Raw genomic sequence first — 22,939 nt, 5'->3', positions numbered from 1 at the left:
TGCATATTTTCTCTAATTCCTTGCTTCATCAAGCTTCAACCTGGAAAGGAAGATCTAATGATGCATAATGATTGCCCGAAAAATGTAAGAATCCCCCAACCCATCAGAAGCGATGGTGCTGGGGGCATCGACAAGGGCCCACGTGATGTGATGAGGGATCTACAAAATCCCGATATGCTGGTTCCCCCCGTAACGGACAATGGTCTCATTCCGAATATGAGATTTTCTTTTTCTGACGCCCATATGCAGCTTAATCATGGTGGGTGGTCAAGAGAAGTAACGGTAAGAGAATTACCTATTGCCACAACCCTTGCCGGGGTGAATATGAGTTTGACGCCGGGAGGTGTACGTGAGCTTCACTGGCATCAGCAGGCGGAATGGTCTTATATGCTGTTGGGAAGTGCTCGTATTACGGCAGTTGACCAAAATGGACGTAATTTTATTGCTGATGTGGGTCCCGGGGATCTCTGGTACTTTCCTCCTGGCATTCCCCACTCTATACAGGGGCTTGAGGATGGCTGTGAATTTTTGCTGGTTTTTGATGATGGCAGCTTTTCCGATCTGAACACCCTATCCATCTCGGATTGGTTCGCACATACTCCCAAAGACGTACTTTCTGCAAATTTTGGTGTATCAGAAGCTGATTTTGCAGCAATTCCTCAAGAACAAGTATACATCTATCAGGATTCAATTCCCGGTTCAATTCAAAGCCAAGCGGTTCCCTCTCCTTACGGGACGTTGCCCCAATCCTTCAAGCATGAATTACTAGCCCAGCCCCCAATCAAAACACCGGGCGGAAGCGTACGAATCGTTGACTCCTCTAATTTTCCGATTTCCAAAACCATCGCAGCCGCCCTTGTTGAGATTGAGCCCGGAGCCATGCGAGAAATGCACTGGCACCCCAATAATGACGAATGGCAATACTATCTTACAGGGCAAGGACGGATGACTGTCTTTGGTGGTAATGGCTCTGCCCGCACATTTGATTTTAGAGCCGGAGATGTCGGATATGTTCCTTTTGCTTATGGTCATTACATTCAAAATACTGGCTCTAGCTCATTATGGTTTCTTGAAATGTTTAAGAGTGACCGTTTTGCGGATGTTTCACTAAATCAATGGATGGCTCTTACCCCCACAGAACTGATTCAGAGTAATTTACATGTAGGTGTTGATGTAATCTCTAATTTACGAAAGGTAAAATGGCCCGTCGTCAAATATCCTGGTTATTCTTATGACCCTAAAAAGAAATAACGGGAACAACTTTGTCATGATTATTTCCAGCTATCCCCATGGCTCAGAACAAACTGCTCGAATGATATCGGACGGCGCCCAGTGACACGCTCTACGGTATGAGTAACTTGATCTTCACTTCCATTTTCACGTATCCTTCTATCCAATCCCGCCAGCATATCTGCATATTCTTCAGGCATTCCAGCTCGAACCATGCCCGCTTTTAGCTCTTCATCAGGCAACGAGATATGCTGGATTGCTTGGCCTGTTAACTTCCCAATAATCTTACCGACTTCGCCATAGGTTAGTGACTGAGGTCCAGTGATGACATGAGCTATGTTATGTGGTTTATCGTCAATCAGAGCTCGTACTCCCACTTCTGCAATGTCATCTGCGCTGACAAAACCTACTCTCCCATCTCCTGTCGCACTATAAATCGTGCTGGTGTTTTTGATGGTACTTACATGCTGACCTTCTGTAAAATTCTCCATAAAGTAGGATGGCTGCAATACAGCCCACTCTGGAGCTAATCTACGTAGTGCTTGATGCACAGGTCCAAATACTGGTCCGTCCTCAGGCACAGATGCGCTCCCTAACAGCACAAACCTTTGCACTCCTTCTCTCAAGGCCCTCTCAATAAAAGGAATCATCACTTTGGCGGGATTGACATCCAGCACAGGTACTACCAAATAAATTTTATCTACATTCATCAGCGCCTGTGCATGTGTTGATTCATCATACCAATCAAAATATACATAATCTTTCCCTTCCCATTCGGCAGGATGAGCACGTCCTGCCAAACGTACCGGATGCTGAAGTTGCGTAAGTCTGGCGGCTACACGGCTACCTGTTTTGCCGTTTGCTCCTGTAATCAATGCTATATTTCTGTCTTTCATGAAATTCAACTCCTATTTAAATTTTTTGTTTTCGCCTAGATATCCATATCCCTATGAGGCTTGAACTCTTTCATTCATGATTTCAGGGCTTCAAGAGCTACTAAAGGGTTCCAGTAATCTTTGTAGTGAATAATTTTTCCGCTCTTCAGCTTAATAATAGAAATGTAGGTTTGATTATACGGTTTACCTGTGCTCACAGCCTGCGCCTCACAGGCGAACTCGGCCACGAATAAATCCGGGTCCGTTGTCGTATGGATAATTGGTGAAGAGAAATGCTGAATCCGAAGTATATTAGGAAACTCCTTAATGTACTCGTAAATTGCTGCTTTGCCCTGAAGCATTTGTGCAAAATGCTTAGGTGCATAAGGGAACTCGAAAACAGCGTTATCATCAAATAATGAAATCCATTGCTCCATATTTTCTTCTAACAGGTTGCTCGTAAATTTATGCATGACTGCTTGCGCTTGCTGTTTTACTTCGTCAGTATTCGGATTAATTGTCATGGTAGATACCTCGCAAATATATTTTTAGTTCCTGCTTAAAAAACGAATATAAGCATTCTAGATTGAACAGTCTATAATACTCAAAAAAAATTTGACCAATCAGTCTGGAATGTTCAAAAAATAAACGCTATTAAGCGTTCATAAAGATCAATCTAAAATCGACAGCGTTGTACGCACAATATCTCTAAGCACCTCAGTGCTCGCGCCTGTCTTGGCGGTAAATGTCAACGATAGTCGGGCATGATTTAGAAATCTGGCGATTGACAATAGCTCAGATTCCGTAGCATGAATCTCCCCCTCTTTTTGGGCGCGGACTAGGGCGTCGTAAAAAGCAAGTTCAAGCTTTTCAGTGTTTTCAGAAATAAAAGCTTTGATCTCATGATGATGCGGAGCCTGTTCAATAGCACTGTTCATAATAAAGCATTCCTTGGACAGCCTCTTATCCGTCAACACTCTAACAGATTCATTAAAAATCATCGCTATTGCATCCTTAATGCTCCCAGGTTGACTGAGCAGATGAACTACGGCTTCGGTCTTGTCACGTATATAAAGCTGAATAGCCGAAAAAAACAAATCATATTTCGTTCCGTAGGTATCATAAAGACTCTGCCGCGCTATACCCAGCTGATCCAGTAAAATTGTCAGAGAAGTTCCCTCATAACCATGCTCTCCAAATACAGCCATAGCTTTTCGTAGAACACTTTCAGTATCAAATTCTTTAGCTCTTCCCAAACCTTATGTTCACCTCCTTGCCTATGATTATAATTTTTGCAGACTGATCAGTCAAGAAAATAAAATTGATTTTTTATAAGTTTATTTACAAAAAAACCATCGTACCGAAATACGATGGTTTAGGAATGTTTATTTTATACAAACGTTCAGATGTAAATGATGCAATCCGACTATTCCTCAGAGTCTACATTATGGTAAACCTGCTGAACATCCTCCAAATCTTCTAATGCATCAATCAATTTATCGAATTGAACTTGTGCATCTTCTGGAAGAGAAATATCATTTTGAGCAAGCATGGTGAGCTCCGCAACGGTAAACTCAGTCACTCCTGCTTGTTTGAAAGCTTCCTGCACAGCATGGAATTGATCAGGCTCTGCATATACGATGACGGCTTCATCTTCTTCAATGATGTCACGCACCTCTACATCTGCCTCCATCAACAGCTCCAGCACTTCATCTGCGGTTTTACCCACCAGACCAATAACTGCTGTTGAATCAAACATGTAGGCTACAGATCCGCTCACGCCCAGGCTACCGCCATTTTTAGTAAAAGCAGAACGCACATCCGATGCTGTACGATTAACGTTATTGGTCAGTGCATCTACAATGACCATGGAACCGTTCGGTCCGAAACCTTCATAACGAAGCTCTACGTAGTTTTCATCGCCAGCACCTTTTGCTTTTTCAATAGCACGGTCAATGATTGCTTTGGGTACATTGTACGTTTTTGCACGTTCTAAAACGACTCTTAATACCCGATTGGATTCAGGATCAGGTTCGCCCTGTTTGGCTGCCACATAAATTTCCACGCCAAACTTAGCATATATACGACTCGTATTAGCATCCTTGGATGCCTTCTTTTCTTTAATGTTATTCCACTTACGTCCCATAATATCCCGCTCTCTTCCTGTATGAATATACACAACGAACTTCATTATATCCTTGTATATTATATCTCCTAAAGGACATACGAACAAGTTCAAACAACTCCGTTATGGAAAAATAAACAATTCTACCTAATTAGGGATGCTTGAAAATATGAACTTTCAATTCTCCTCATCTATGGACAATCCCCCTATCCATGTCTAAGATGAGGAGGAAGTCTGACTTGAAGGAGATCATTTAATTGGATGTCTTGTACAAAAAGTTGAGCCATAATCATGAAATCACAGTATACGAAACTACAGAGCTGTATGGTGAAAAAGGCTTATTTCGAGTGATGCAGTTTTCAAATACAGCCATCCAAGGCGCGGTGGACTTGAATCATCCGCAACGCATTCTGTTCGAATATCCGAGAGCAATCATCCATCTCATGGAACTGAACGATCCGACATTTGAAGATGTATTTGTTATTGGGCACGGTATAGGTACAATAGCGGGTCATTTTACAGATAAACGCTTTAAGATTGCCGAGCTGGATGCACAAGTCGTAGAGTTCAGCCGAACATTCTTTGGATACGATCAGGATAATGTAACTGTTGGCGATGGACGACGCATTCTGGAGAAGGAAGCGTCTGATGCTTATGACTATATTATTCTGGACGCCTTCACAGAGCAGGGTACACCCTTGCATTTAGTATCCTGGGAATTTTTCAAGATGGCCAAAGAAAAGCTGGATTCCGAAGGCTCCCTGATCATGAATTTAATGGGCAAAAGTGAACACGACCATCTGATTAATGCCATTCACACAACGTTGCGTGAAGAATTCGCCTATGTCACAACTTTCTCGCTCCCCTCGGATGGCGCTGCCGACATTCAAAATATCATTATGGTAGGTCGGGACAAGCCAATCCGGTTTCAGGCACGTCAGATGGCGGACTTTCATGAGATTACACTTGGAGAAGGCCATATTCTACGGGATACAGATGTTTAGCGTAGTTCCAATATCCGTCTCTCTACATCTTGGATATGAATCGTCTCTTTGTTGCAGCTTTTTCGTTCCACTAACTCTACTTTCCCGTGTTCGACATCTTTACCAACGACGATGCGCACGGGAATACCTACTAAATCAGAGTCTTTGAATTTAACCCCGGGCCGTTCCTCCCGATCGTCCAGCAGCACCTCCACACCGTGATCCTGCAGTTGGTTGTATAATTTCTCGGCTAATTGCATCTGAAGCCTGTCTTTCACAGAAATCGGAATGATATGAACTTGAAACGGGGCCAGCGCATGAGGCCATATCATTCCGTTCTGATCATGATTTTGCTCTACAATGGCAGAAAGGATTCGGGAAACCCCAATACCGTAGCAGCCCATAATCATCGTTTGCTCCGTTCCGGACGCATCTAGAAAAGTCGCACCCAGCTTCTCACTATATTTGGTGCCCAGTTTAAACACGTGTCCGATCTCAATCCCACGATAAAGTTTCAATTCCCCTTCGTCACATCGAGGACATCTATCCCCTTCTATGACATTCCGCAAGTCAGCCACATGCCGAAGATCTATATCGCGCCTTGGATTCACATGTCGATAATGATAATCCAGCTCGTTCGCGCCCGCGATACCGCTGGACATTTGGACAACGGCGTAATCTACCCACACAGGGATCGTCAATCCGCTTGGGCCTACGAACCCCGAGGGGGTTCCAGTCGCCTTTGACACGGTGTCTGCACTTGCTATTTCGAATTTTTCACTACCTAAAATATGTTTAACTTTCACTTCGTTAACCTCATGATCACCCCTGACAACTACAGCAACAGGTTGATCGTCAGCCATATAAATCAGTGTTTTGATGATTTCTTCAGGTTCTATGTGAAGCGATTCAACCAGTTGATCTATTGTACGTAGGCCTGAAGTATGGAATTTTTCCATTTTAGCTGTATCAAAAGAAGGCTGGCTGACATGTTCATTTTCATCTGAGACTGGAGCTATTTCTATTTTCTCCGTCGACCGCGCCACGGCTTTTTCAAGATTAGCTGCATATTCACAGCAGGTGCATGCTACAATGGTGTCCTCTCCAATATCAGCTAGAGCCATAAATTCATGGGTTTCACCTTCGCCACCAATGGCACCCGCATCTGCTTCTACTGCACGAAAATTCAGACCACAGCGGGTAAAAATGCGATGATATGTCTGGAACATAGTCCAATAGGTATGATCTAGTCCTTCCCAATGTGCATCAAACGAATAGGCATCCTTCATCAAGAATTCTCTGCTGCGAAGCAGGCCAAATCGAGGACGTCGTTCATCCCGAAATTTGGTTTGAATTTGATACAGGGTTACAGGCAATTTGCGATAAGAATTCACTTCATTTCGTATTAAAGACGTAATAACCTCTTCATGTGTAGGCCCCAATGCAAACTCTCGATCATGTCGATCTTGCAGACGCATCAGCTCAGGACCGTAAACATCGTATCTCCCTGATTCTTGCCATAGCTCCATTGGCTGCAATACAGGCATCAGCAACTCCCCAGCTCCGGCGCGATCCATTTCATCTCGTATGATTTGCTCTACTTTTCTGAGCACCCGTCTGCCCAATGGCATGTAGGTGTACATTCCAGCCGCCAGTTGGCGGATAAATCCTCCCCGCAGCATAAGCTGATGACTGATCACTTCGGCCTCTGCGGGTGCTTCACGCAAGGTTGTCAGTAATAATTGGCTTTGGCGCATGTGTAGCTACCTCCTTGTATGGACGATAAAATGTACGCAAAAAGACACATCCGTCAGGGACGAATGTGTCGTGGTACCACCCTTAATTTGACCGTAGCCATACACGGAACGGTCCTTCATCAGATAACGGCGTCTAGCCGGTAACGGTTTATCTTACAAACCGCTACAGCTCGCAAGGCAGGGAAACGTTCATTCGCGGCGAGAAACCTTTCAGCCCATGAGTTTCTTCTCTGTACAGCGGGTATTGAACCTTTGATCCTTGGTCTACACTATTCCTATATATTACAATTTTCACCACTTTACACGAAATGTAATTTCTAGTCAAGGAGATAATCGTCTATCTGAGATCAGCCAGGGACATGAACGATATTTAATTTTCAAGATAATTAAATTCCGTTGGTTACCCTATTGCATAATGAGTGGCCAGACTTTAGAACGGATACACCTGCGAAAACCCAGAACAAAGCGGACACTACCAAAGAACCTCCCTTTAAAAGCAAATAAAGGAGGCACTGTGGCAGAAAAACAATTACGTATTTCACGCTGTCCATCAGACAACATGCTCCTTTTACCAATTAATACTTATGTATCTTCCTTTTTAAAATACACGCCCTTGAAAAACACAAAATTTTGCGAATGTGTGCCATACAGCTCCTGAAACCTAGAATGGAGTTTATTCATAGAAAGGGTCTCTGAAACCGTCCGATCCGTTTGCAGGGTCAAGTCGACACAGCTAATTCCAAATTGGCACACTTGCTCCATAGGATAACCTTGGGTGATTCCATAAATCATCCCGGCAATAAAAGCATCATCTGCGCCTGTGACATCAATGACCTCTTGAACGGGATGCATAGGAATTTGTCCATGAGTTCCATCCTGAGAGGCGTACAAAACTCGATCAGCACCACAGATAAAAATGACATTTTGAACCCCAAGTTTGTGAAAAATCCGGGTGGCATCCAACATATGCTGATCATCTGTAAGTTCTAGCCCCAAATAAGCTTCAGCCTCCACCGGTTTACATACCAGCCATTCCACTCCATGCAAATTTCGGGGAAGCTTTCTCATCTTGGAGGCCGATACCGAAGAAACGACAATCGGAACCCGATGTTCATGGCAGACATGTATGGTGGCTGCAATTACGTTCATAGAGAAATTAGTGTCCAGCAGAACGAGTCGGGACGAGGCGATTAAAGGAGTATTTTCATAAATTACTGAAGGACGAATCTGATCATAAATCTCCATTTCTGCTGTCGCTACAATCAGTTCACCACGCTCATTCAGCAAGGCAGTATAAACCCCAGTTGACGGTTCACCTTTGACTTGCAGAGGAACCACGTGCATGTAACGGCTGGACTGTTCAATAATAAATTCACCTTCCGCATCGTCCCCAACCGCAGTTAGCAGGCTGACCCGTTGGCTCAACCTCCCTAAATTTTCGGCTACATTTCGTGCTACCCCACCGCAAGATTGCAGCCTTGTACTGCTTGGATTGGAGGTATGAAGCTGAAATGTACCTTTAATCATGATTTTACGATCCAGATTGGCCCCCCCGATACATAGTATTGGTTTGCTAGAGGGCCAAGGCTCGTCCTGTTCATTTTTGTGGATTTTTTTTAATTTCATGATTTGACTCCTTTCTCGAGTCTATTCGCTAGAATGATTTAAATTTGTACAGAAATAGGCACCCTATAAAATTAACACGTTCCAAATGTCAAATTCCCAAGAATAATGTCGAGTCCGTTAAAATATCCAAAAGTTACCCATGCAAAAAAATCACCCTATCGTAAAGTTTACCTTCCACTTTTACGATAGGGTGATTGGGTTGGAATTGCAGCATAGTTCTTCCTTACATTATGTTATTCATGATTTTGCAAAATCCTCTATTTCAAAATAAATAGAGCTGCTCCGTGAGGAGGTAAATCTGCGGACAGTTCTTGTGTTAAAACACCTAAATCTACATGGTTCCACAAATCTCTGGCATTTGCCTGTCCTTCAATACCAAGGTCTTTTAAGGATACACGCACCTTTGAAGCCTCATCTCCAGCATTAAACAAAGCTGCGTATACATGACCTTCCCCGTTATGTGAAGTCCAAACGATATGTTCATCCTTTCTGTACACCTGCCGCGCATTCAAACCGTTGCGATGGGCATTTAACACTTCTTCATTCGTTACCAAGGAAAGGGTCCATGCATCATTATCCCGCAGCTCTCCCCCGAACATCAGTGGAGACCGGAAAATGCTCCACAAGGTCATCATCGTTAGCTGCTCATCCTTCGTAAAGCGTGTCCATCGGTCATGGCTGCCGGAATCCACCGAATCTACCGAACGAATACCCAGATGACCTAGTGGCAGCATGTCGCAATCCGGCCAGTGACCCGGACCTACATGTTCCGCCCACTTCTCGCAGCGCTCAAACATACCATACAGTAAAGGCCATACATCCCAGAAGTCATCAGTCATACGCCACATATTCGCGTTTGCAATTAAATCAGATGCATGCTCCAGCGGCGCAGGACCAGGTGATAGACTCAACACCATCGGACGTCCGCATTGGGCGATAGCCCGCCTAATCAATTCAATTTCCGCCAAATGAATACCATAGAGACGTGATGCAGCAATGTCATCTACTTTGACAAAATCCACACCCCATTCGGCATACAGGTCAAACAACGAATTATAGTACTCCTGTGCGCCTTCCTTGGATGCATCTACCCCATACATATCTGTGTTCCAGGGACAAATAGAGTTGGGATGCGCAATTTGTCTCGCCGTGGATGTGGTTCCCAAAATCGGGGTATCCTGGTGCACAGCCTGACGGGAGATGCCTCTCATAATATGTATACCAAATTTCAATCCCAGACCGTGTACATATTCCGCAAGAGCTTGGAAGCCTCGTCCATCTGCTGCCGAAGGAAAACGATTCACCGCTGGAATAAGACGTGAAAATGAATCCATTTCCAATGGGACAAACGGGCGATACTGTGAAGAAACTGCTCCTGACTCATACCACTGAATATCCACCACGACATATTCCCAACCATATTCCTTCAGGTGCTCCGCCATATATTGAGCATTTCCCCGTACTTCCTCTTCCCGTACTGCTGCACCGTAGCAATCCCAGCTATTCCACCCCATAGGTGGTGTATGCGCTGTCAAATGATGTTTCATTTCATTCATCCTTTCACCTAGTAAAACTCATCCTGCTACCAGAAATCCCCTCATTACTACGTTACTATTATAATGTAAACCCTTACTTTTGTCGCTCGTCATCTTTTCCATTTCCACTTTTTATACATTTAAGTTGACTAACTTAAAGAATGTGGTACATTTAAAATTGCTTGTTAAAAAACTTTGACTTGAATCAGAGGGTGATTTTACGTGTGTGAACATGCTTATCGAATTTTGTTGTTTTACAAATATGTCAACATAGAAGATCCTGCCACCTTTACGGCAGAGCATCTGGCTTACTGCAAGGAGCTGGGCGTCAAGGGAAGAATCTTGATTGCTGCAGAAGGAATCAACGGAACACTGTCTGGTACAGTAGAGCAAACGGAGCAATATATGCGTGATTTGCGCGCCAATCCGAAATTCCACGATATTGTTATTAAAATAGATGAGTCTGACGGTCATGCGTTCAAGAAAATATTTGTACGCCATCGTCAGGAGCTAGTTACGCTGCGTCATGAGGATGAACTGGACCCTAATGTAATTAGCGGTAAGCGGCTGTCACCAAAGGAGTTTTATGAACAGCTTCAAGATGAAGATGTAGTTGTTCTGGACGGACGTAATGATTATGAATATGACATCGGTCATTTCCGCGGGGCTATTCGCCCTGAAGTCGAATCGTTCCGTGAATTTCCACAATGGATTCGCGACAATATGACTCAGTTCAAAGACAAAAAAATCCTGACGTACTGCACCGGAGGTATCCGTTGCGAAAAGTTGTCCGGTCTTCTGATCAAAGAAGGGTTTAACGATGTAGGCCAGTTGGATGGCGGCATTGTGACTTACAGCAAGGACCCGGAAGTACAAGGACGTTTGTTTGACGGTAAATGCTACGTATTTGACGAACGAATCTCCATTCCGATCAATCATACGGATGAAGACGTCATTGTCGGCAAGTGCTTCCATTGTGAAACGCCAAGCGATCATTATATCAACTGCCCGGTGTGCAATCTCCAGCATATCGTATGTCCAGATTGCGAAGAACAGCATCAGCACTATTGCTCTGATGATTGCCGAACCAAAGTGGAAACCGTCGCTACTGCATAAATCGGCAGTATCATTGGTTCATTATAATAAAAGGGATGCCCACAGCCATGATAAACGGCTAATAGGGCATCCCTTTTATTGTTTTCACAATAAGTGTCGAAGGCTTCATAGTATATACCTATGACCTTGATTGTGTTTTCATCTTGGACGGGCTCGAAAGTAGCGCCTTATAATGGAAAATGTCATTACAGAAAGGATGGGTGGAATTCATGATACAAATCGTACTTTCAACTCTATTATCCGTTATCGTTCCGCTGTCCATTCCAGTGATCGCCGGATTTTTACTCGGAAAATTCATGAAGCTGGAAACGAAACCGCTCTCGACTTTGTATTTATATTTTTTAAGCCCCGCCATGATTCTGGACACGCTACTCAAAGCACAGCTTTCTTGGCATGATGTAGCGCAGACTGCCGCTTTTTCAATACTGAACCTGCTGCTGTTGTGGGGAATTGCACAATTAGCGGGGAAAATCTTTAGACTGAGCACTCCGGAAACGGCTGGACTTACCTTAATCTCCACGCTGACCAATAGTGCAAATTATGGCCTGCCCCTTATTTTACTTGCCTTTGGGCAGCTCGGTCTGGATAAAGCCTCCGTGTATGTCGTCATCCAGATGATTATGGTCAATACCATTGGCGTTTACTTTGCAGCCCGCTCTGAATTTTCTGTTCAAAGTGCTGTTAAGTCGGTATTTTCACTTCCTGCGATCTATGCAGCTCTACTCGCCATGGGACTGCGGCTGCTGGACTGGCATCTTCCCTCTGGCATTCAGTCGGGCGTCTCGATGATTGCTGCCGCCTATTCTCCAGTCGTGCTGGCGATCCTTGGTACCCAGATGGCTTATGTGAAAATATTCAAACTGGAGTCGTCTATTAAAAAAGCCAGCTACGCCGGACTAACAATTCGCCTTTTGCTCTCTCCGCTTGCGGCTTGTCTTGCTATGCTGATACTGGGAATTTCAGGCCTTTTGTTCTCCGTTCTCTTCATTTTGGCCTCGATGCCGGTTGCTGTGAATGCTGTCATTTTAGCAGAAAAATTTAATGCATCGCCAAAACTGGTTTCCACCTGCATCCTGTGGAGCACGCTTGCCTCATTCCTGATATTGCCTATTCTGATTATGTTGGTAGCAGGTTAGCGAGAAAAAAAGACTCTCTACACCATAGAGAGCCATGCACGATCCTGTCTCCATTCTACTTGTACAGGCGTTTCAAAAAAAGCACTAAGTGTGTCACTACTCAGAATATCAGTCGTTTTACCTTTGGCAAATACCGTGCCCCGGCGGATTAGAATCGTATGCGTGTACATCGGTAGAATTTCTTCGATATGATGTGTAACATACAGTAAATTCGGCGAAGTCGGCGACTCCGATAACTGGCGAATGCTATCCAGCAATGCTTCCCGGGAGAAAAAGTCCAAACCATTACACGCCTCGTCCAAAATCAGTAGCTTGGGCGAGGCCATTAATGCGCGGGCGATAAGCACTTTTTGCTTTTCTCCCTGTGAGCATCCCTGATACAACCGATCCACGAGATGAGCACACCCCAGTTGCGTCATAAGCTGAACGGCCTGTTCATACTCTGTATCCGTCGTCTGGTCATAAAGTCCAATGGAGGCAAATTTGCCGCTAATGACAACATCCTGCGTACGCTGACTCCCATTAATTCTTTCCTGTAAAGAGGAACTGACCCAACCAATAGATTTGCGCAACTCCCTCAGATCCACATCTCCAAAGGTATGCCCCAATACACCGACACTACCTGTGGTTGGCCATATGTAACCGTTAATCATATTGAGCATCGTTGTTTTACCTGATCCATTCAAGCCGAGTACAGCCCAGTGCTCCCCCTCAGCTACCTGCCAATTGATTTGGTCCAGTATGGTACGGTTATCTCTCTTCCAGCTTACATTATTAAGTTCAATGACAGAATTCATGGCTGTACACCCTTTCTATTCGTCGTATCATCAGATGTTTATACGCATAGTAAAGATCATCGTTAGTACGGCTAGCTCCTCTTTTATGTAAGCATAGCACAGGGTCACAGGTTGTTCAATTTTAAATAACCCACTCCATTGTTCCTATAGGAGTGGGCTCAACATGTACTGCTCATGTAAATTCTCTTGCTCCATCTACTTTTTCTTACGCTCGCGAAAACGGCGTACCTTCATCAAATTACCACACATCTTATCGTCGCAAAATCGCTTTGACCGATTTCGGGTATCATCGTAAAATACCCATCGGCAATCGGTATTATCGCAAATACGAATTCTGGAGCCGCCGCTATTGACAAGTGCCTGGGCAAAATCGGCTACAACCTCTGCCAGCACTTTTTTCCAACCATTTGCCACGGGTTCCAGCACAATGCTGAAATGCTCATCCTGTTGCTTTAATAAGCGAGTGACCGGCCCCCCTTCCATCATCTTTCGGTTAATCATATCCACCAGATCAGTTGTCATTTGTCCGCCAGAAGTCAGGTGCTCAGCGAAGCTACGTAATTCCCGCCGGAGAATTTGCATTTCTTCGATATCTTCCGCACTGGCTGGGACCGAAGCGGTAAATTGCCACCGCATAAGAAATTCATTTTGCCATTCGGGCTTCAACAAACGATCTTCTGAACGTCCGCTCCCTCTCCAATCGTGCCATTCGCTGTTTACAAGATCAGTCCAAAGTGTATTCAAAAGAGTTCCTCCACCGTCCGTAACCACTAAAATCATTTTAACTGGTTGCAAATCTTAATTTGTCATGCTACATTGTTAATTGTAACGATTTATCCTATATTTAGCTAGTTACATCCCTACAAAAGGAGTTGGGTTAGGTGAGCCGAGATCGAGTAAATATGCTGGTATTGCAAAGAGAAAATTCATGGGATAAGGAAGAATGGATTGTTCCTCTTGCCGCAGCACTTCACGGTGTGAATACACAGGAGGCCACTTGGACACCACCAGGTGGAGGAAACACGATTTGGCAAACGGTTCGTCACATTAATTATTACAATGAGCGTATTTTGAGACGTTTAACTGACCGCCCTATAAGTTCAACTGGAATAAGCAATGATGAGACATTCGGCCCGCCAGGGGATGCTGAAGACCATGAAGGATGGCAGGAGACGCTGAAAGAAGCGGAAGCTCTTGTAAACCAACTGCTTGTCGCCATTACTGCTCTGAATGATGCTGATCTGGATAAGCCTCTCGGCTCCGACACTCTCGGTGCTGAATTATCGCGGTGGACGCTGCACGATGCATATCATAGCGGACAAATCGTACTTATACGCAAACAACTGGGGACTTGGCGAGTTTAAAATGTAATCCTAAATAAAAAGGATGAATTATGAAAGATTCATCCTTTTTTCTGTATTAGCTGCTGGCAATGAAGCAATCCACTAGTCAAGATATTTTTTCTTTTTTTGAATCTTTAATTACATTCTTATCTTTATTTTTACCATTATTCTTGTCTTTATTTTTATCTTTATTTGTATCTTTGCTTGGGACGGTGACCTTCCTTTTTTCATTAGCCAGTCGCCAATAGCTTAACACTTTACGGTACATGGACTTATCTGTTAATTGGTTAAAAATATATGGGTCCGGCTTCGTATTCACCTCAATAATCCACGGGATAAAGCGATGATCCAGTCCAATGTCCACACCAATTTGCCGGAATTTCGGATATGTTTTTTGCAGTTGTTTGGCGATAGTAAGACCCAGTTCATTTAGTTTCTTAACCAGCTCCGCCTGCTTGTTTTGCGATAAATGGGATTTTAGTAACTGCTCCAAGGCCATCGGCTTACCACCACTATGATAGTTGGTCACGATTTTACGGGGATGACCAAGACGTCCAATAATTCCGGTAGACTCCCATAGCCCTTTTTCATTACGCTGCACCATGACCCGAATATCAAAATAACGCATTTGATGGCGTAGTAAATGGATTCCCTTTTGAATGAGATAACTTTTCTTCCCCGTATGTTTCGATAGGCTGATATATAGTGCATCCAAATGTTTGAATTCTTGGCGCGTTTCCTCATATTGATAGGCGAAACGCTGGCCGGCCTCCTGCTCTACTCTCATTACACCTTTACCAAAGGTACCTCGCTCGGGTTTTACATAGACCATACCGTACTTCTCCAGCATTGATTTCAAATTTGCTTTATTATATTTGCGAGTTTCAGGTACATACGGCTTGATGCTGCCATGCTGGAGCAACAATTGGGTTTTATGCCATTTGCTGCGCAACGCCTGCGCTTGTGAAGAATTCACTTGCCCCTCTCCTCTCTACTCTCAGGTAGAACGCTCCTGTTAAAAAAGATCAATCTATCGTATGCGCTAACTCCCCATTCGAAGCTTCATCAGCCCTGTCCTGCATAGAAATGGACGTTTGACCTTGCCCGGTCGAAAGCGCCTGTCCAAGCATACGATATGGAGAGACGCTGGGAGCGTATATTTGCACATATAGGGAGTGAATAACATGTCAGCGCAATCGGATGGGCCACGGAAGGGTTCCCTTACAATCGATGTTCTGATTCCAGCAATTGATAAAGATATTGCCACACTACCGCTGGTGATTGACAGTCTGCGCCGTCACGTGCAGCACCGAATTGGAACTATTTATATCGTCTCACCGCAAAGCACCGGGATTCGCCGTCTGTGCGCAAACAAGAAATGTACATTTATTGACGAAAAAACGGTGCTGCCCATCACCAAAAAACATATTCATTACGGGACAACGCGCTGGGACCGCTCAGGCTGGCTGTATCAACAATTACTCAAAATGAATGGCGACAAAATCAGTAAAGCCTCTTTTTTTCTCGTCATTGACGCGGACACGATTTTGATTCGTCCACATACATTCCGTAAAGACGGAAAAACGATTTTTTACTACCGCAGCTGGAGCCAGCCTGAGTATTTTCGCACCTACCACAAGCTGATGGGCGTTAAAGCACCTTCACCAAAATCCTTTGTCACTCACTATATGCTTTTTGAAAAAGCGCGGCTCACCCAGCTCAAGCAAGTTATCGAGGCCCGACATGGAAAACCTTGGTACAACGCGATTATCCAAAGTATAAACCGGACAAAACAGTTTGGGTTTTCCGAATATGAAACGTATGCCAACTATTTATACAGCAATAAGCCTTCTCAGATGATTTTGCGCAAGTCATTGAATAAAGCGCTTCATAGTCGGGCTTCTTCCCTGTCACAAAAACAATTGGATGTCTTGGCCAAGAGCTATCGTTCCTTATCTTTTCATCAACGCAAGGTGTACCAGCTTGCTCCAAAAACAAAGATTGAATCATCGCTAAAATAGTTCTTAAAATCCTGCAAAATGATGCAATCCAAATGGATCTGCATTGAAGGAGGAAACGTCCGTGCGCATCGTATTGTTATGCGGTGGTGCTGGAAAACGGCTATGGCCACTATCCAACGAAATTCGGTCGAAGCTGTTTCTCCAGTTGTTGCCCGCCCCTGACGGGCGAAAGGAATCTATGCTCGGCCGGGTGTACCGTCAGCTTACCTTAGCCGGGCTGGATTCCTCTGCCCTGCTTCTGGCTCATCGAAGCCAGGTAAATCTAGCCTTTCGCCATACAGAAGGTCGTCTGCCCGTTCTGGGCGAGCCTGCCAAACGGGGAACCTTCACCGCTGCTGCACTGGCGGCTGCTTATTTTCACACCAGAGGCATGGGGCTGGATGAAGTTCTCTGCATTGCTCCAGCGGACATGTTTGCAGGGGAGGATTTCTTCCATAGCATAGCAGCGCTCTCCGGCTTATTGCTTGAGAGCGGAGCCGATTTGGCTATGCTTGGGACAAGGCCCACTCATCCCTCCGACCAATACGGCTATGTCGTTCCGGGTCTGCAAATGATACGGGAAGGGAAACCTTCTTATGCGCAAGTTGCTCGCTTCACAGAAAAGCCGGATCATTCCGGGGCACAGCAGCTTATTCATCAGGGTGCGCTGTGGAACTGTGGTATTTACGCTTTTACATTACGGTATATGCTCTCCTGTATGGAGCGAAGTTATTTGCCGCTGAACGATAAAGCATTATGCGCAATGTATGATGGCCTCCCGGTTCGCAGTTTCGACGAGGAGATTGCAGAGCGTGCCGAACATGCCATCGTCCTGCCCTACGATGGCGAATGGCACGACATCGGCAACTGGCAGGCTCTAACAGAGCAGCTAAATAGCCAAGTGATCGGGCGTGGACAGATCAGTGGCCAAACTCATGGCACGTACATCGTCAATGAGTTGCCCTATCCACTTCATGTCATTGGTGTGGAAGATATTATTGCAGCTGCGAGCCCCGACGGCATTCTCATCGCCTCCAAGAGCCATGCTCACGCGATCAAGGACCAGCTAGGTAAACTTCAACTTCACCCCAAGCATGGCGAAACCTCTTGGGGCAGTTACCGGGTGCTGGACGAATTTGATCATCGGAGTCTGAACGATATACTGGCCATACGGCTGACGGTACTGCCAGATCACCGCTTGAATGGCCGTATTCACGGCAGTGGACTTAAAGTATGGACGATCGTGTCCGGCCGGGGAGAGGTCATGCTGAACGGAGAACGTTTTGCTGCGGCAAGCGGTTCTGTATTTAGCATTCCGGTCGATACGTATCACACGATCCGTGCCGATCTGGATACATCACTGGAGCTAATTGAGGTACGTCTGGGGAACAGCTTAGTGAACGCCTTCTATAAATCCGAAGCCTGACAACACATAGATATAATATCAGCACGCCACGGATTTTGAACGAAGGTCGCACATAAAAAATCGCTCCTGAGCAAGGTGCAAAAATCCTTGCTCCAGAAGCGATTTTATTTTGTGGTGCCATATTTTCTTGAGGTAACCGTTCTAACCATGGCAGATAAATAAACCTCGTTGCCTTTGACTATTCCGGCTTCTTTTAAAAAATGCTGGACGATCTCCAACTGATAGTGTATGCGTACTTTCTTGGGCAGGCTCCAACCCGTTTCCACGGTAACCGCGCGTGCACCTAAAATACGGGCTGCAGCAGTGCGGGAGGAACCTGGAAGCTCATGCAACCGAATGTTGAAATGTCGGTCGCTTATCTGGATGGAGCGATTCATTCGCTTAATAATCCGACGAACCGTAGGTACCACCGGATTAGCCTTGTTGGAGATTAGCGTTTGACCAAGCACCTTGGCATCCTTTTGTGACAATCCGTTGGCCTCATGCAAGTCGAGATACCATTCAGGTTGATACTTTTGTGTTAATTTGAATAGAGCAGCGGAAAGTGGTTGTGTTGCCAGCTGCTTTTTTTTGCGCGGAAAGGTTCTATTAAGATCAGGTATTCCTCTAATCCGTTTGCGGTAAGCCTCTTGATTTACAATCGGTACAATTATAAGCTTACCATGGCTAAATCGCAGTTTTTGCTGATTCAAAAGCTTTACCAATTTCTCAGCAGCTCGTATGCTTGCTATTTCTTTACCATGTATTCCCGCCACTACCATCACACACGGACCTTTCTGTCCCCCTGTAGCTACATAATAAGGAGTTGCCCAAGAGCCCTTTCCGAGCATATATCGTTTGACCTGCATCTCCTTCACCTCCGTATAGGCTGCCGTTGTCCTCTCTTCTGTTCTCGCCGACGGATGATTTCACGGTATAGTCTCAAGTAGTTACTGGTCATTTGTTTGTTGGTAAATCTTTGAGTCACATACAAACGCAGCTTCGCTGGTGACGGGTAGTTCTTTTGCTGTGCTTTTCGTGCCATTTGGCTAACCGATTTGCAAATCAACTGAGGAAAGCCCGATAGTACCTCGGGGACGGAGCCATTTTTTAATGCCAGCACCGGTGTTCCACAAGCCATGGCCTCAACCATAACGAGTCCGAATGGCTCTTCCCACAGTGTCGGAAACAACAGGCACTCTGCATGTTTCAGCAACTTCTGTTTCTGATCGCCTCCAACTGCGCCTACATAGCGTATATTCGGATTGCGCTGAATTCGTTTCTGAATCTCTTTACGGAAAAATTCTGGTGCTTTGATAGGACCTGCAATAAGCAGTCTTTTTCCTGTTCGTTCTGCAACCTGAATGGCCTCCAATACACCTTTATCTCGTATGATTCTGCCCATGAATAGCAAATAGCCGCGCTTCTCACTACTGAACTCGTATTCTTGTGTGTTGATACCGTTATAGATATAAAATCCTTTACCCCCGCCCATCAGCTGACGTGCTCGTTTACTGACATATACCGGGTTTTTTCCGTGTCTCTTCACTGGAAGATGCACCGTGCATACCGATGGACAAGGCAGCTTCCTACGCCCCACAGCAGAACGAAAGGTATGATCATGAATGATATGTGTGTCGGAAGGCATATGCCGGAGTACATATTGGGGGATCTGACTATGTTTCAACCCCTTGGGATAGGGAATCAACCGCGCGCTGCTCCTGCTCCCACGGGCGGCAAAAAGAGATACATGATGCCCTCGTCTCACCAATTCCTCCGTTAATTCATACACGACCTTTTCCGTTCCGCCCTTGTTGGAGGGTACCGGCTGTGCATCGGGATAGTTGGAAATGACCTGAACAATGGTTAGACGTGGTTTTTTGAGTGCTTTATTCTGCTTTGAAGCCATACGAATTCCCCTTCCTGACCGGAAATACGGTGTGATCCTTACGATGTAAACGGGAATCAGAGCATACTCCCGTACAGGTTATAAATGTATTATATAGGTATGTATATTTTGCGTGATTGCTTGTGCCAATCGTCTGCAGCTCGCTTTTTGTCATACGAGCCTATCTATAAGTGGAGTCTAGACAATTTGTCAAGCCAAAATTAAGGAGAAAATTCTCATCGTTTTCTAATAAATGAGGACAAAGCGTTGGGGTAACAGGTTTGTAACCATGAGTGGTAAATTCCGGACATTTTATTTGTGTTATTGTCATTTCAGGACATCAACACAATATGAATAACGGAGGAATTTATATATGAAACGTACTTCTAAAAAATTGTGGATGGGTATTTGCTTTACTATGACTTTGGCATTGAGCGCAGGGAGCTTCGTCGTTGGACCAGCCACCACTCATGCCGCTTCGGCAAGTAAAGCTGATCGGATTATTTCTAAAGGCTCCCAGTATATGGGCGTGCGTTATCAACATGGAGCCCCAGCTGGCAGTACAAGCTCTTTTGACTGCTCTTCATTCACTCAATATGTATTTGCACAAAGTGGCATCAAGCTTCCGCGATCTTCCAGACAGCAATCAACTGTTGGCACTTTCGTACCGCGTAGCCAGCTGAAAAAAGGCGATTTGGTCTTTTTCTATGCGCCAATTCATCATGTAGCCATTTACATGGGGAACGGCAAAATTCTGCATACGTATGGTAAAGGCGGCGTAACGGTTACAGATCTAAATTCGGGATGGTGGAGTCGCAATTACACAACAGCACGTCGTGTCCTTTAGCATAAATTTTAGATGATATCCATCCACCGAATGCTTAACTTACAAGTAACAATAAAAAGGCTGTTCCGCGAGTAGATATCTACTGGAGGGACAGCCTTACCTGTTGTCTTTGGGGCAGCGTGACGATGACTACCGTTCCTTCTCCTTCTACGCTCTCCATACGTATCGTACCCTGATGGGCGTCTGTAATTGCCTTGGCAATTGGCAACCCCAGCCCGGTTCCTCCGGTTTTACGATGTCTGGAGCTATCTACCCGATAAAATCGTTCAAAGACCCGCTTGATCTCGCCCTCAGGTATTCCGATCCCATAATCCTTAACCTGGATATAGACATCCTTTTCATCTGTAGATAACCCTATTTCGATCTCATCCGAGCTGTATTTTAATGCATTATCCAGCAGGATCACTAGCAACTGCTTCATTTTCGTCAGGTTGGCATCCAGCCAAATTTCGTTCTCTTCTGTTAAAATAGAAATTTGACGATCATGTACAGGCTTGAGATGCGCTACTACCTGTTGACAACAACCGATCATTTCGATCCGCTCATGCGGCTCAGGGTCTTTCTGCTGTGAGGAGGCAAGAGTCAGCAACTGCTGTGTCATCGTACGCATTCGCTGAGTTTCTTCATAGATCGACTCAATGGATTCCTTACGAATGTCCTCGTCACGCGTGCCCCACCGCCGCAGCATGTTGGCATAGCCCTCAATAATCATAAGTGTGGTGTTCAGCTCATGTGAGGCATCTGAAACAAACTGCTGCTGACTCTGAAAGCTTTCTTCTAATCTCTCCATCATTCGGTTAAAAGTAGTGGTCATTTGGGACAATTCATCTTGATTGTGACCACCAACGGGGATTTTTTTGAATTTCAAGCTTCTTTCAATTTCCTGCATCGTTTGAATACTACTTGAAATCGGCAGCAATATCGCATTCGCCAAAATCGTGCTCCCTACCAAACTTAGCAACATAGCCCCTACAGTGGATGTGATGAGGATCGTATTTAAAATATCGAGATTGGTTTCGAGTGCATCCCATTTTTCTACAATCTCCAGGGTCCCCTTCTGATTACCCTCTGGAGAAAGCACAGGGAGATGGATTACCAGAATTTTATGACCCTGTACATCTGTCAGTTGAGAACTTTGTGAAGTGTTAAAACGTATATCGCCCAGCTTAAAGCGGGACTGGCGACTTACTTCATACAGAAGTCGGGATTGCTGATCAAACACTCTCAGAGTGGTGTCTCCAGAAAGCTCATCTTTCAGTTTGGGGCCCCATGCATTCTTTAGAATCATCGTGGGTCCTGTTTCGGCAATGATTTCAGTCCATTTATTTTGCAGCACTTCTCTTTCATTTCGCGTAGCGATTTTGACGAACAATAGGTGCACTGTAACATCCACAAACAGGAGTATCGACATCACTAAAATAGAACTGAGCAGGGTTATTTTGGTCCGAAGCTTCACTAGTCTTCCTCCCGAATGCAGTACCCAACGCCGCGCACGGTTTTTATCAATTTCTTTTTGTATCCATGATCAATTTTTTTGCGAACATACCGGATATACACATCTACGACATTCGTATCACCGACAAAATCAAATCCCCACACGTCCTGAATCATTTGATCCCGCTGCAATACCTGATTTTTGTGCTCCATCAGATAAAGAAGCAGATCATATTCTTTTGGCGTCAGTTCGATTCGATTGCCCTCCCGCAGCACTAACCGTGTCTTGCGTTCCAACACCAAGCTGTCCACTTGGAGCCTAGACGGCGGTTTATCTTCTTCCTGTAAAGCGGTAGCTGTTGGCTCCATTTGATGCCTCATACTGGCCCGCATCCGCGCTAATAACTCCTCGATCTCAAAAGGCTTCGTAATGTAATCATTGGCACCTTCATCCAGACCTGAAACCTTATCAGGAGTCGTGTTACGTGCAGTGACCATAATTACTGGTGTATGATTGTCCACTTTTCGAATCTGCTTTAGCACCTCGACCCCGTTCATCTCCGGCAGCATTACATCCAGAATGATGATATCCCATTTACCAGCTAGAGCTTTTTCCAATCCTTTTCTGCCCGTCTGTGCGATTTCAACTGCATATCCTTCATGGGATAACTCCAACTGAAGCAATCTGGATATCTTCTCTTCATCATCAATAACCAGCACCGACTTTTCCATCGCAAAACCACCTATTTTCTATAGAAAAAACAAATGAGTAATGGAAATGACATTCATTTTTTATTTGATTTTAAGCTTTTATCCGTGTAGTCGCTCTATAATATAACTTT

Annotated in this window: 22 protein-coding genes; 8 read left to right on the top strand and 14 right to left on the bottom strand. The window is 44.9% G+C overall.

Features of this window, described 5'->3' with window-relative positions; genetic code table 11:
- Nucleotides 1-60: 60 nt before the first annotated feature.
- Nucleotides 61-1,251 (top strand): oxalate decarboxylase family bicupin, encoded by a 1,191-nt coding sequence (locus AOU00_RS24270; protein ID WP_061830157.1) that lies wholly within the window; start codon nt 61-63, stop codon nt 1,249-1,251.
- Between the two features lie 20 nt (nt 1,252-1,271).
- On the opposite strand, the gene AOU00_RS24265 is transcribed toward AOU00_RS24270, so the two are convergent.
- The 4 genes from AOU00_RS24265 to AOU00_RS24250 form a co-directional block, all read right to left on the bottom strand.
- On the bottom strand, nt 1,272-2,126 hold the full coding sequence (locus tag AOU00_RS24265) for an NmrA family NAD(P)-binding protein (RefSeq protein ID WP_061830156.1): 855 nt from the start codon (nt 2,124-2,126) through the stop codon (nt 1,272-1,274).
- Nucleotides 2,127-2,200: 74 nt separating this feature from the next.
- Complete coding sequence (locus AOU00_RS24260; protein WP_061830155.1) at nt 2,201-2,629, bottom strand: nuclear transport factor 2 family protein; 429 nt, start codon at nt 2,627-2,629, stop codon at nt 2,201-2,203.
- Nucleotides 2,630-2,776: 147 nt separating this feature from the next.
- A complete protein-coding gene (locus AOU00_RS24255) occupies nt 2,777-3,361 on the bottom strand; it encodes a TetR/AcrR family transcriptional regulator (protein WP_061830154.1) in 585 nt (194 codons plus the stop codon).
- 170 nt (nt 3,362-3,531) lie between these two features.
- Complete coding sequence (locus AOU00_RS24250) at nt 3,532-4,251, bottom strand: YebC/PmpR family DNA-binding transcriptional regulator (protein WP_013310214.1); 720 nt, start codon at nt 4,249-4,251, stop codon at nt 3,532-3,534.
- Between the two features lie 236 nt (nt 4,252-4,487).
- Here AOU00_RS24250 and AOU00_RS24245 point away from each other — a divergent pair, with 236 nt between their 5' ends.
- Complete coding sequence (locus AOU00_RS24245) at nt 4,488-5,234, top strand: spermidine synthase (RefSeq protein ID WP_061830153.1); 747 nt, start codon at nt 4,488-4,490, stop codon at nt 5,232-5,234.
- Here the strand turns inward: AOU00_RS24245 and AOU00_RS24240 are convergent.
- The 3 genes from AOU00_RS24240 to AOU00_RS24230 all read right to left on the bottom strand — a co-directional run bounded on the left by AOU00_RS24240 (nt 5,231) and on the right by AOU00_RS24230 (nt 10,143).
- Nucleotides 5,231-6,970 (bottom strand): proline--tRNA ligase, encoded by a 1,740-nt coding sequence (locus tag AOU00_RS24240; RefSeq protein WP_061830152.1) that lies wholly within the window; start codon nt 6,968-6,970, stop codon nt 5,231-5,233. The genes AOU00_RS24245 and AOU00_RS24240 overlap by 4 nt on opposite strands.
- A 582-nt stretch (nt 6,971-7,552) precedes the next feature.
- The gene (locus tag AOU00_RS24235) at nt 7,553-8,596 is read right to left on the bottom strand and encodes a carbohydrate kinase family protein (protein ID WP_061830151.1); all 1,044 of its coding nucleotides are present in this window, start codon (nt 8,594-8,596) and stop codon (nt 7,553-7,555) included.
- A 257-nt stretch (nt 8,597-8,853) separates the two neighbouring features.
- Nucleotides 8,854-10,143 (bottom strand): glycoside hydrolase family 27 protein, encoded by a 1,290-nt coding sequence (locus AOU00_RS24230; RefSeq protein WP_069291862.1) that lies wholly within the window; start codon nt 10,141-10,143, stop codon nt 8,854-8,856.
- A gap of 210 nt (nt 10,144-10,353) precedes the next feature.
- Here AOU00_RS24230 and AOU00_RS24225 point away from each other — a divergent pair, with 210 nt between their 5' ends.
- Nucleotides 10,354-11,247: an oxygen-dependent tRNA uridine(34) hydroxylase TrhO gene (locus AOU00_RS24225; RefSeq protein WP_061830149.1), complete on the top strand. Its 894-nt coding sequence runs from the start codon at nt 10,354-10,356 to the stop codon at nt 11,245-11,247.
- A 209-nt stretch (nt 11,248-11,456) separates the two neighbouring features.
- Complete coding sequence (locus AOU00_RS24220; RefSeq protein WP_053325370.1) at nt 11,457-12,383, top strand: AEC family transporter; 927 nt, start codon at nt 11,457-11,459, stop codon at nt 12,381-12,383.
- Nucleotides 12,384-12,400: 17 nt separating this feature from the next.
- On the opposite strand, the gene AOU00_RS24215 is transcribed toward AOU00_RS24220, so the two are convergent.
- Together AOU00_RS24215 and AOU00_RS24210 are read right to left on the bottom strand one after the other, a co-directional pair.
- Nucleotides 12,401-13,180 carry an ABC transporter ATP-binding protein gene (locus tag AOU00_RS24215; protein ID WP_061830148.1) on the bottom strand — a complete coding sequence of 260 codons (780 nt, stop codon included), beginning with the start codon at nt 13,178-13,180 and terminating at the stop codon, nt 12,401-12,403.
- 195 nt (nt 13,181-13,375) lie between these two features.
- A complete protein-coding gene (locus AOU00_RS24210; protein WP_081112455.1) occupies nt 13,376-13,924 on the bottom strand; it encodes a CGNR zinc finger domain-containing protein in 549 nt (182 codons plus the stop codon).
- A 137-nt stretch (nt 13,925-14,061) separates the two neighbouring features.
- Between AOU00_RS24210 and AOU00_RS24205 the strand changes: the two genes are divergently transcribed.
- Nucleotides 14,062-14,544 carry a DinB family protein gene (locus AOU00_RS24205; protein WP_061830146.1) on the top strand — a complete coding sequence of 161 codons (483 nt, stop codon included), beginning with the start codon at nt 14,062-14,064 and terminating at the stop codon, nt 14,542-14,544.
- An 85-nt stretch (nt 14,545-14,629) separates the two neighbouring features.
- On the opposite strand, the gene AOU00_RS24200 is transcribed toward AOU00_RS24205, so the two are convergent.
- Nucleotides 14,630-15,499, bottom strand: coding sequence for a YheC/YheD family protein (locus AOU00_RS24200; protein WP_061830145.1), 870 nt, complete (start codon nt 15,497-15,499; stop codon nt 14,630-14,632).
- A gap of 208 nt (nt 15,500-15,707) precedes the next feature.
- Between AOU00_RS24200 and AOU00_RS24195 the strand changes: the two genes are divergently transcribed.
- Both AOU00_RS24195 and AOU00_RS24190 read left to right on the top strand, forming a co-directional pair.
- Nucleotides 15,708-16,544, top strand: a complete 837-nt coding sequence (locus AOU00_RS24195) for a DUF6492 family protein (RefSeq protein ID WP_061830144.1) — start codon at nt 15,708-15,710, stop codon at nt 16,542-16,544.
- Nucleotides 16,545-16,605: 61 nt separating this feature from the next.
- Nucleotides 16,606-17,949, top strand: a complete 1,344-nt coding sequence (locus AOU00_RS24190) for a sugar phosphate nucleotidyltransferase (protein ID WP_061830143.1) — start codon at nt 16,606-16,608, stop codon at nt 17,947-17,949.
- 104 nt (nt 17,950-18,053) lie between these two features.
- On the opposite strand, the gene AOU00_RS24185 is transcribed toward AOU00_RS24190, so the two are convergent.
- Both AOU00_RS24185 and AOU00_RS24180 read right to left on the bottom strand, forming a co-directional pair.
- Nucleotides 18,054-18,797 carry a succinylglutamate desuccinylase/aspartoacylase family protein gene (locus AOU00_RS24185; RefSeq protein ID WP_061830142.1) on the bottom strand — a complete coding sequence of 248 codons (744 nt, stop codon included), beginning with the start codon at nt 18,795-18,797 and terminating at the stop codon, nt 18,054-18,056.
- Nucleotides 18,798-18,802: 5 nt separating this feature from the next.
- On the bottom strand, nt 18,803-19,837 hold the full coding sequence (locus tag AOU00_RS24180; RefSeq protein ID WP_069291861.1) for a glycosyltransferase family 4 protein: 1,035 nt from the start codon (nt 19,835-19,837) through the stop codon (nt 18,803-18,805).
- 352 nt (nt 19,838-20,189) lie between these two features.
- On the opposite strand from AOU00_RS24180, the gene AOU00_RS24175 reads away from it, so the two are divergent.
- On the top strand, nt 20,190-20,663 hold the full coding sequence (locus AOU00_RS24175; protein ID WP_069291860.1) for a C40 family peptidase: 474 nt from the start codon (nt 20,190-20,192) through the stop codon (nt 20,661-20,663).
- Between the two features lie 79 nt (nt 20,664-20,742).
- On the opposite strand, the gene AOU00_RS24170 is transcribed toward AOU00_RS24175, so the two are convergent.
- Both AOU00_RS24170 and AOU00_RS24165 read right to left on the bottom strand, forming a co-directional pair.
- Nucleotides 20,743-22,119 (bottom strand): sensor histidine kinase, encoded by a 1,377-nt coding sequence (locus AOU00_RS24170; protein ID WP_069291859.1) that lies wholly within the window; start codon nt 22,117-22,119, stop codon nt 20,743-20,745.
- On the bottom strand, nt 22,119-22,829 hold the full coding sequence (locus tag AOU00_RS24165; protein WP_069291858.1) for a response regulator transcription factor: 711 nt from the start codon (nt 22,827-22,829) through the stop codon (nt 22,119-22,121). The genes AOU00_RS24170 and AOU00_RS24165 overlap by 1 nt, the downstream gene beginning before the upstream one ends.
- Nucleotides 22,830-22,939 lie beyond the last annotated feature (110 nt).

Origin of the sequence: Paenibacillus polymyxa, assembly GCF_001719045.1 — a bacterium.
Classification (GTDB): Bacteria; Bacillota; Bacilli; order Paenibacillales; family Paenibacillaceae; genus Paenibacillus; species Paenibacillus polymyxa_B.
Note: the sequence above shows the minus strand (reverse complement) of the source record. Positions and strands in the feature narration are given on the sequence as shown.

Bases quoted from the DNA above. Each gene is read 5' to 3' on its own strand.
- AOU00_RS24185 (WP_061830142.1), bottom strand. From the start codon at position 18,797: ATGCAGGTCAAACGATATATGCTCGGAAAGGGCTCTTGGGCAACTCCT.
- AOU00_RS24220 (WP_053325370.1), top strand. From the start codon at position 11,457: ATGATACAAATCGTACTTTCAACTCTATTATCCGTTATCGTTCCGCTG.
- AOU00_RS24215 (WP_061830148.1), bottom strand. From the start codon at position 13,180: ATGAATTCTGTCATTGAACTTAATAATGTAAGCTGGAAGAGAGATAAC.
- AOU00_RS24230 (WP_069291862.1), bottom strand. From the start codon at position 10,143: ATGAAACATCATTTGACAGCGCATACACCACCTATGGGGTGGAATAGC.
- AOU00_RS24250 (WP_013310214.1), bottom strand. From the start codon at position 4,251: ATGGGACGTAAGTGGAATAACATTAAAGAAAAGAAGGCATCCAAGGAT.
- AOU00_RS24265 (WP_061830156.1), bottom strand. From the start codon at position 2,126: ATGAAAGACAGAAATATAGCATTGATTACAGGAGCAAACGGCAAAACA.
- AOU00_RS24165 (WP_069291858.1), bottom strand. From the start codon at position 22,829: ATGGAAAAGTCGGTGCTGGTTATTGATGATGAAGAGAAGATATCCAGA.
- AOU00_RS24240 (WP_061830152.1), bottom strand. From the start codon at position 6,970: ATGCGCCAAAGCCAATTATTACTGACAACCTTGCGTGAAGCACCCGCA.
- AOU00_RS24175 (WP_069291860.1), top strand. From the start codon at position 20,190: ATGAAACGTACTTCTAAAAAATTGTGGATGGGTATTTGCTTTACTATG.
- AOU00_RS24235 (WP_061830151.1), bottom strand. From the start codon at position 8,596: ATGAAATTAAAAAAAATCCACAAAAATGAACAGGACGAGCCTTGGCCC.
- AOU00_RS24195 (WP_061830144.1), top strand. From the start codon at position 15,708: ATGTCAGCGCAATCGGATGGGCCACGGAAGGGTTCCCTTACAATCGAT.
- AOU00_RS24270 (WP_061830157.1), top strand. From the start codon at position 61: ATGCATAATGATTGCCCGAAAAATGTAAGAATCCCCCAACCCATCAGA.
- AOU00_RS24180 (WP_069291861.1), bottom strand. From the start codon at position 19,837: ATGGCTTCAAAGCAGAATAAAGCACTCAAAAAACCACGTCTAACCATT.
- AOU00_RS24260 (WP_061830155.1), bottom strand. From the start codon at position 2,629: ATGACAATTAATCCGAATACTGACGAAGTAAAACAGCAAGCGCAAGCA.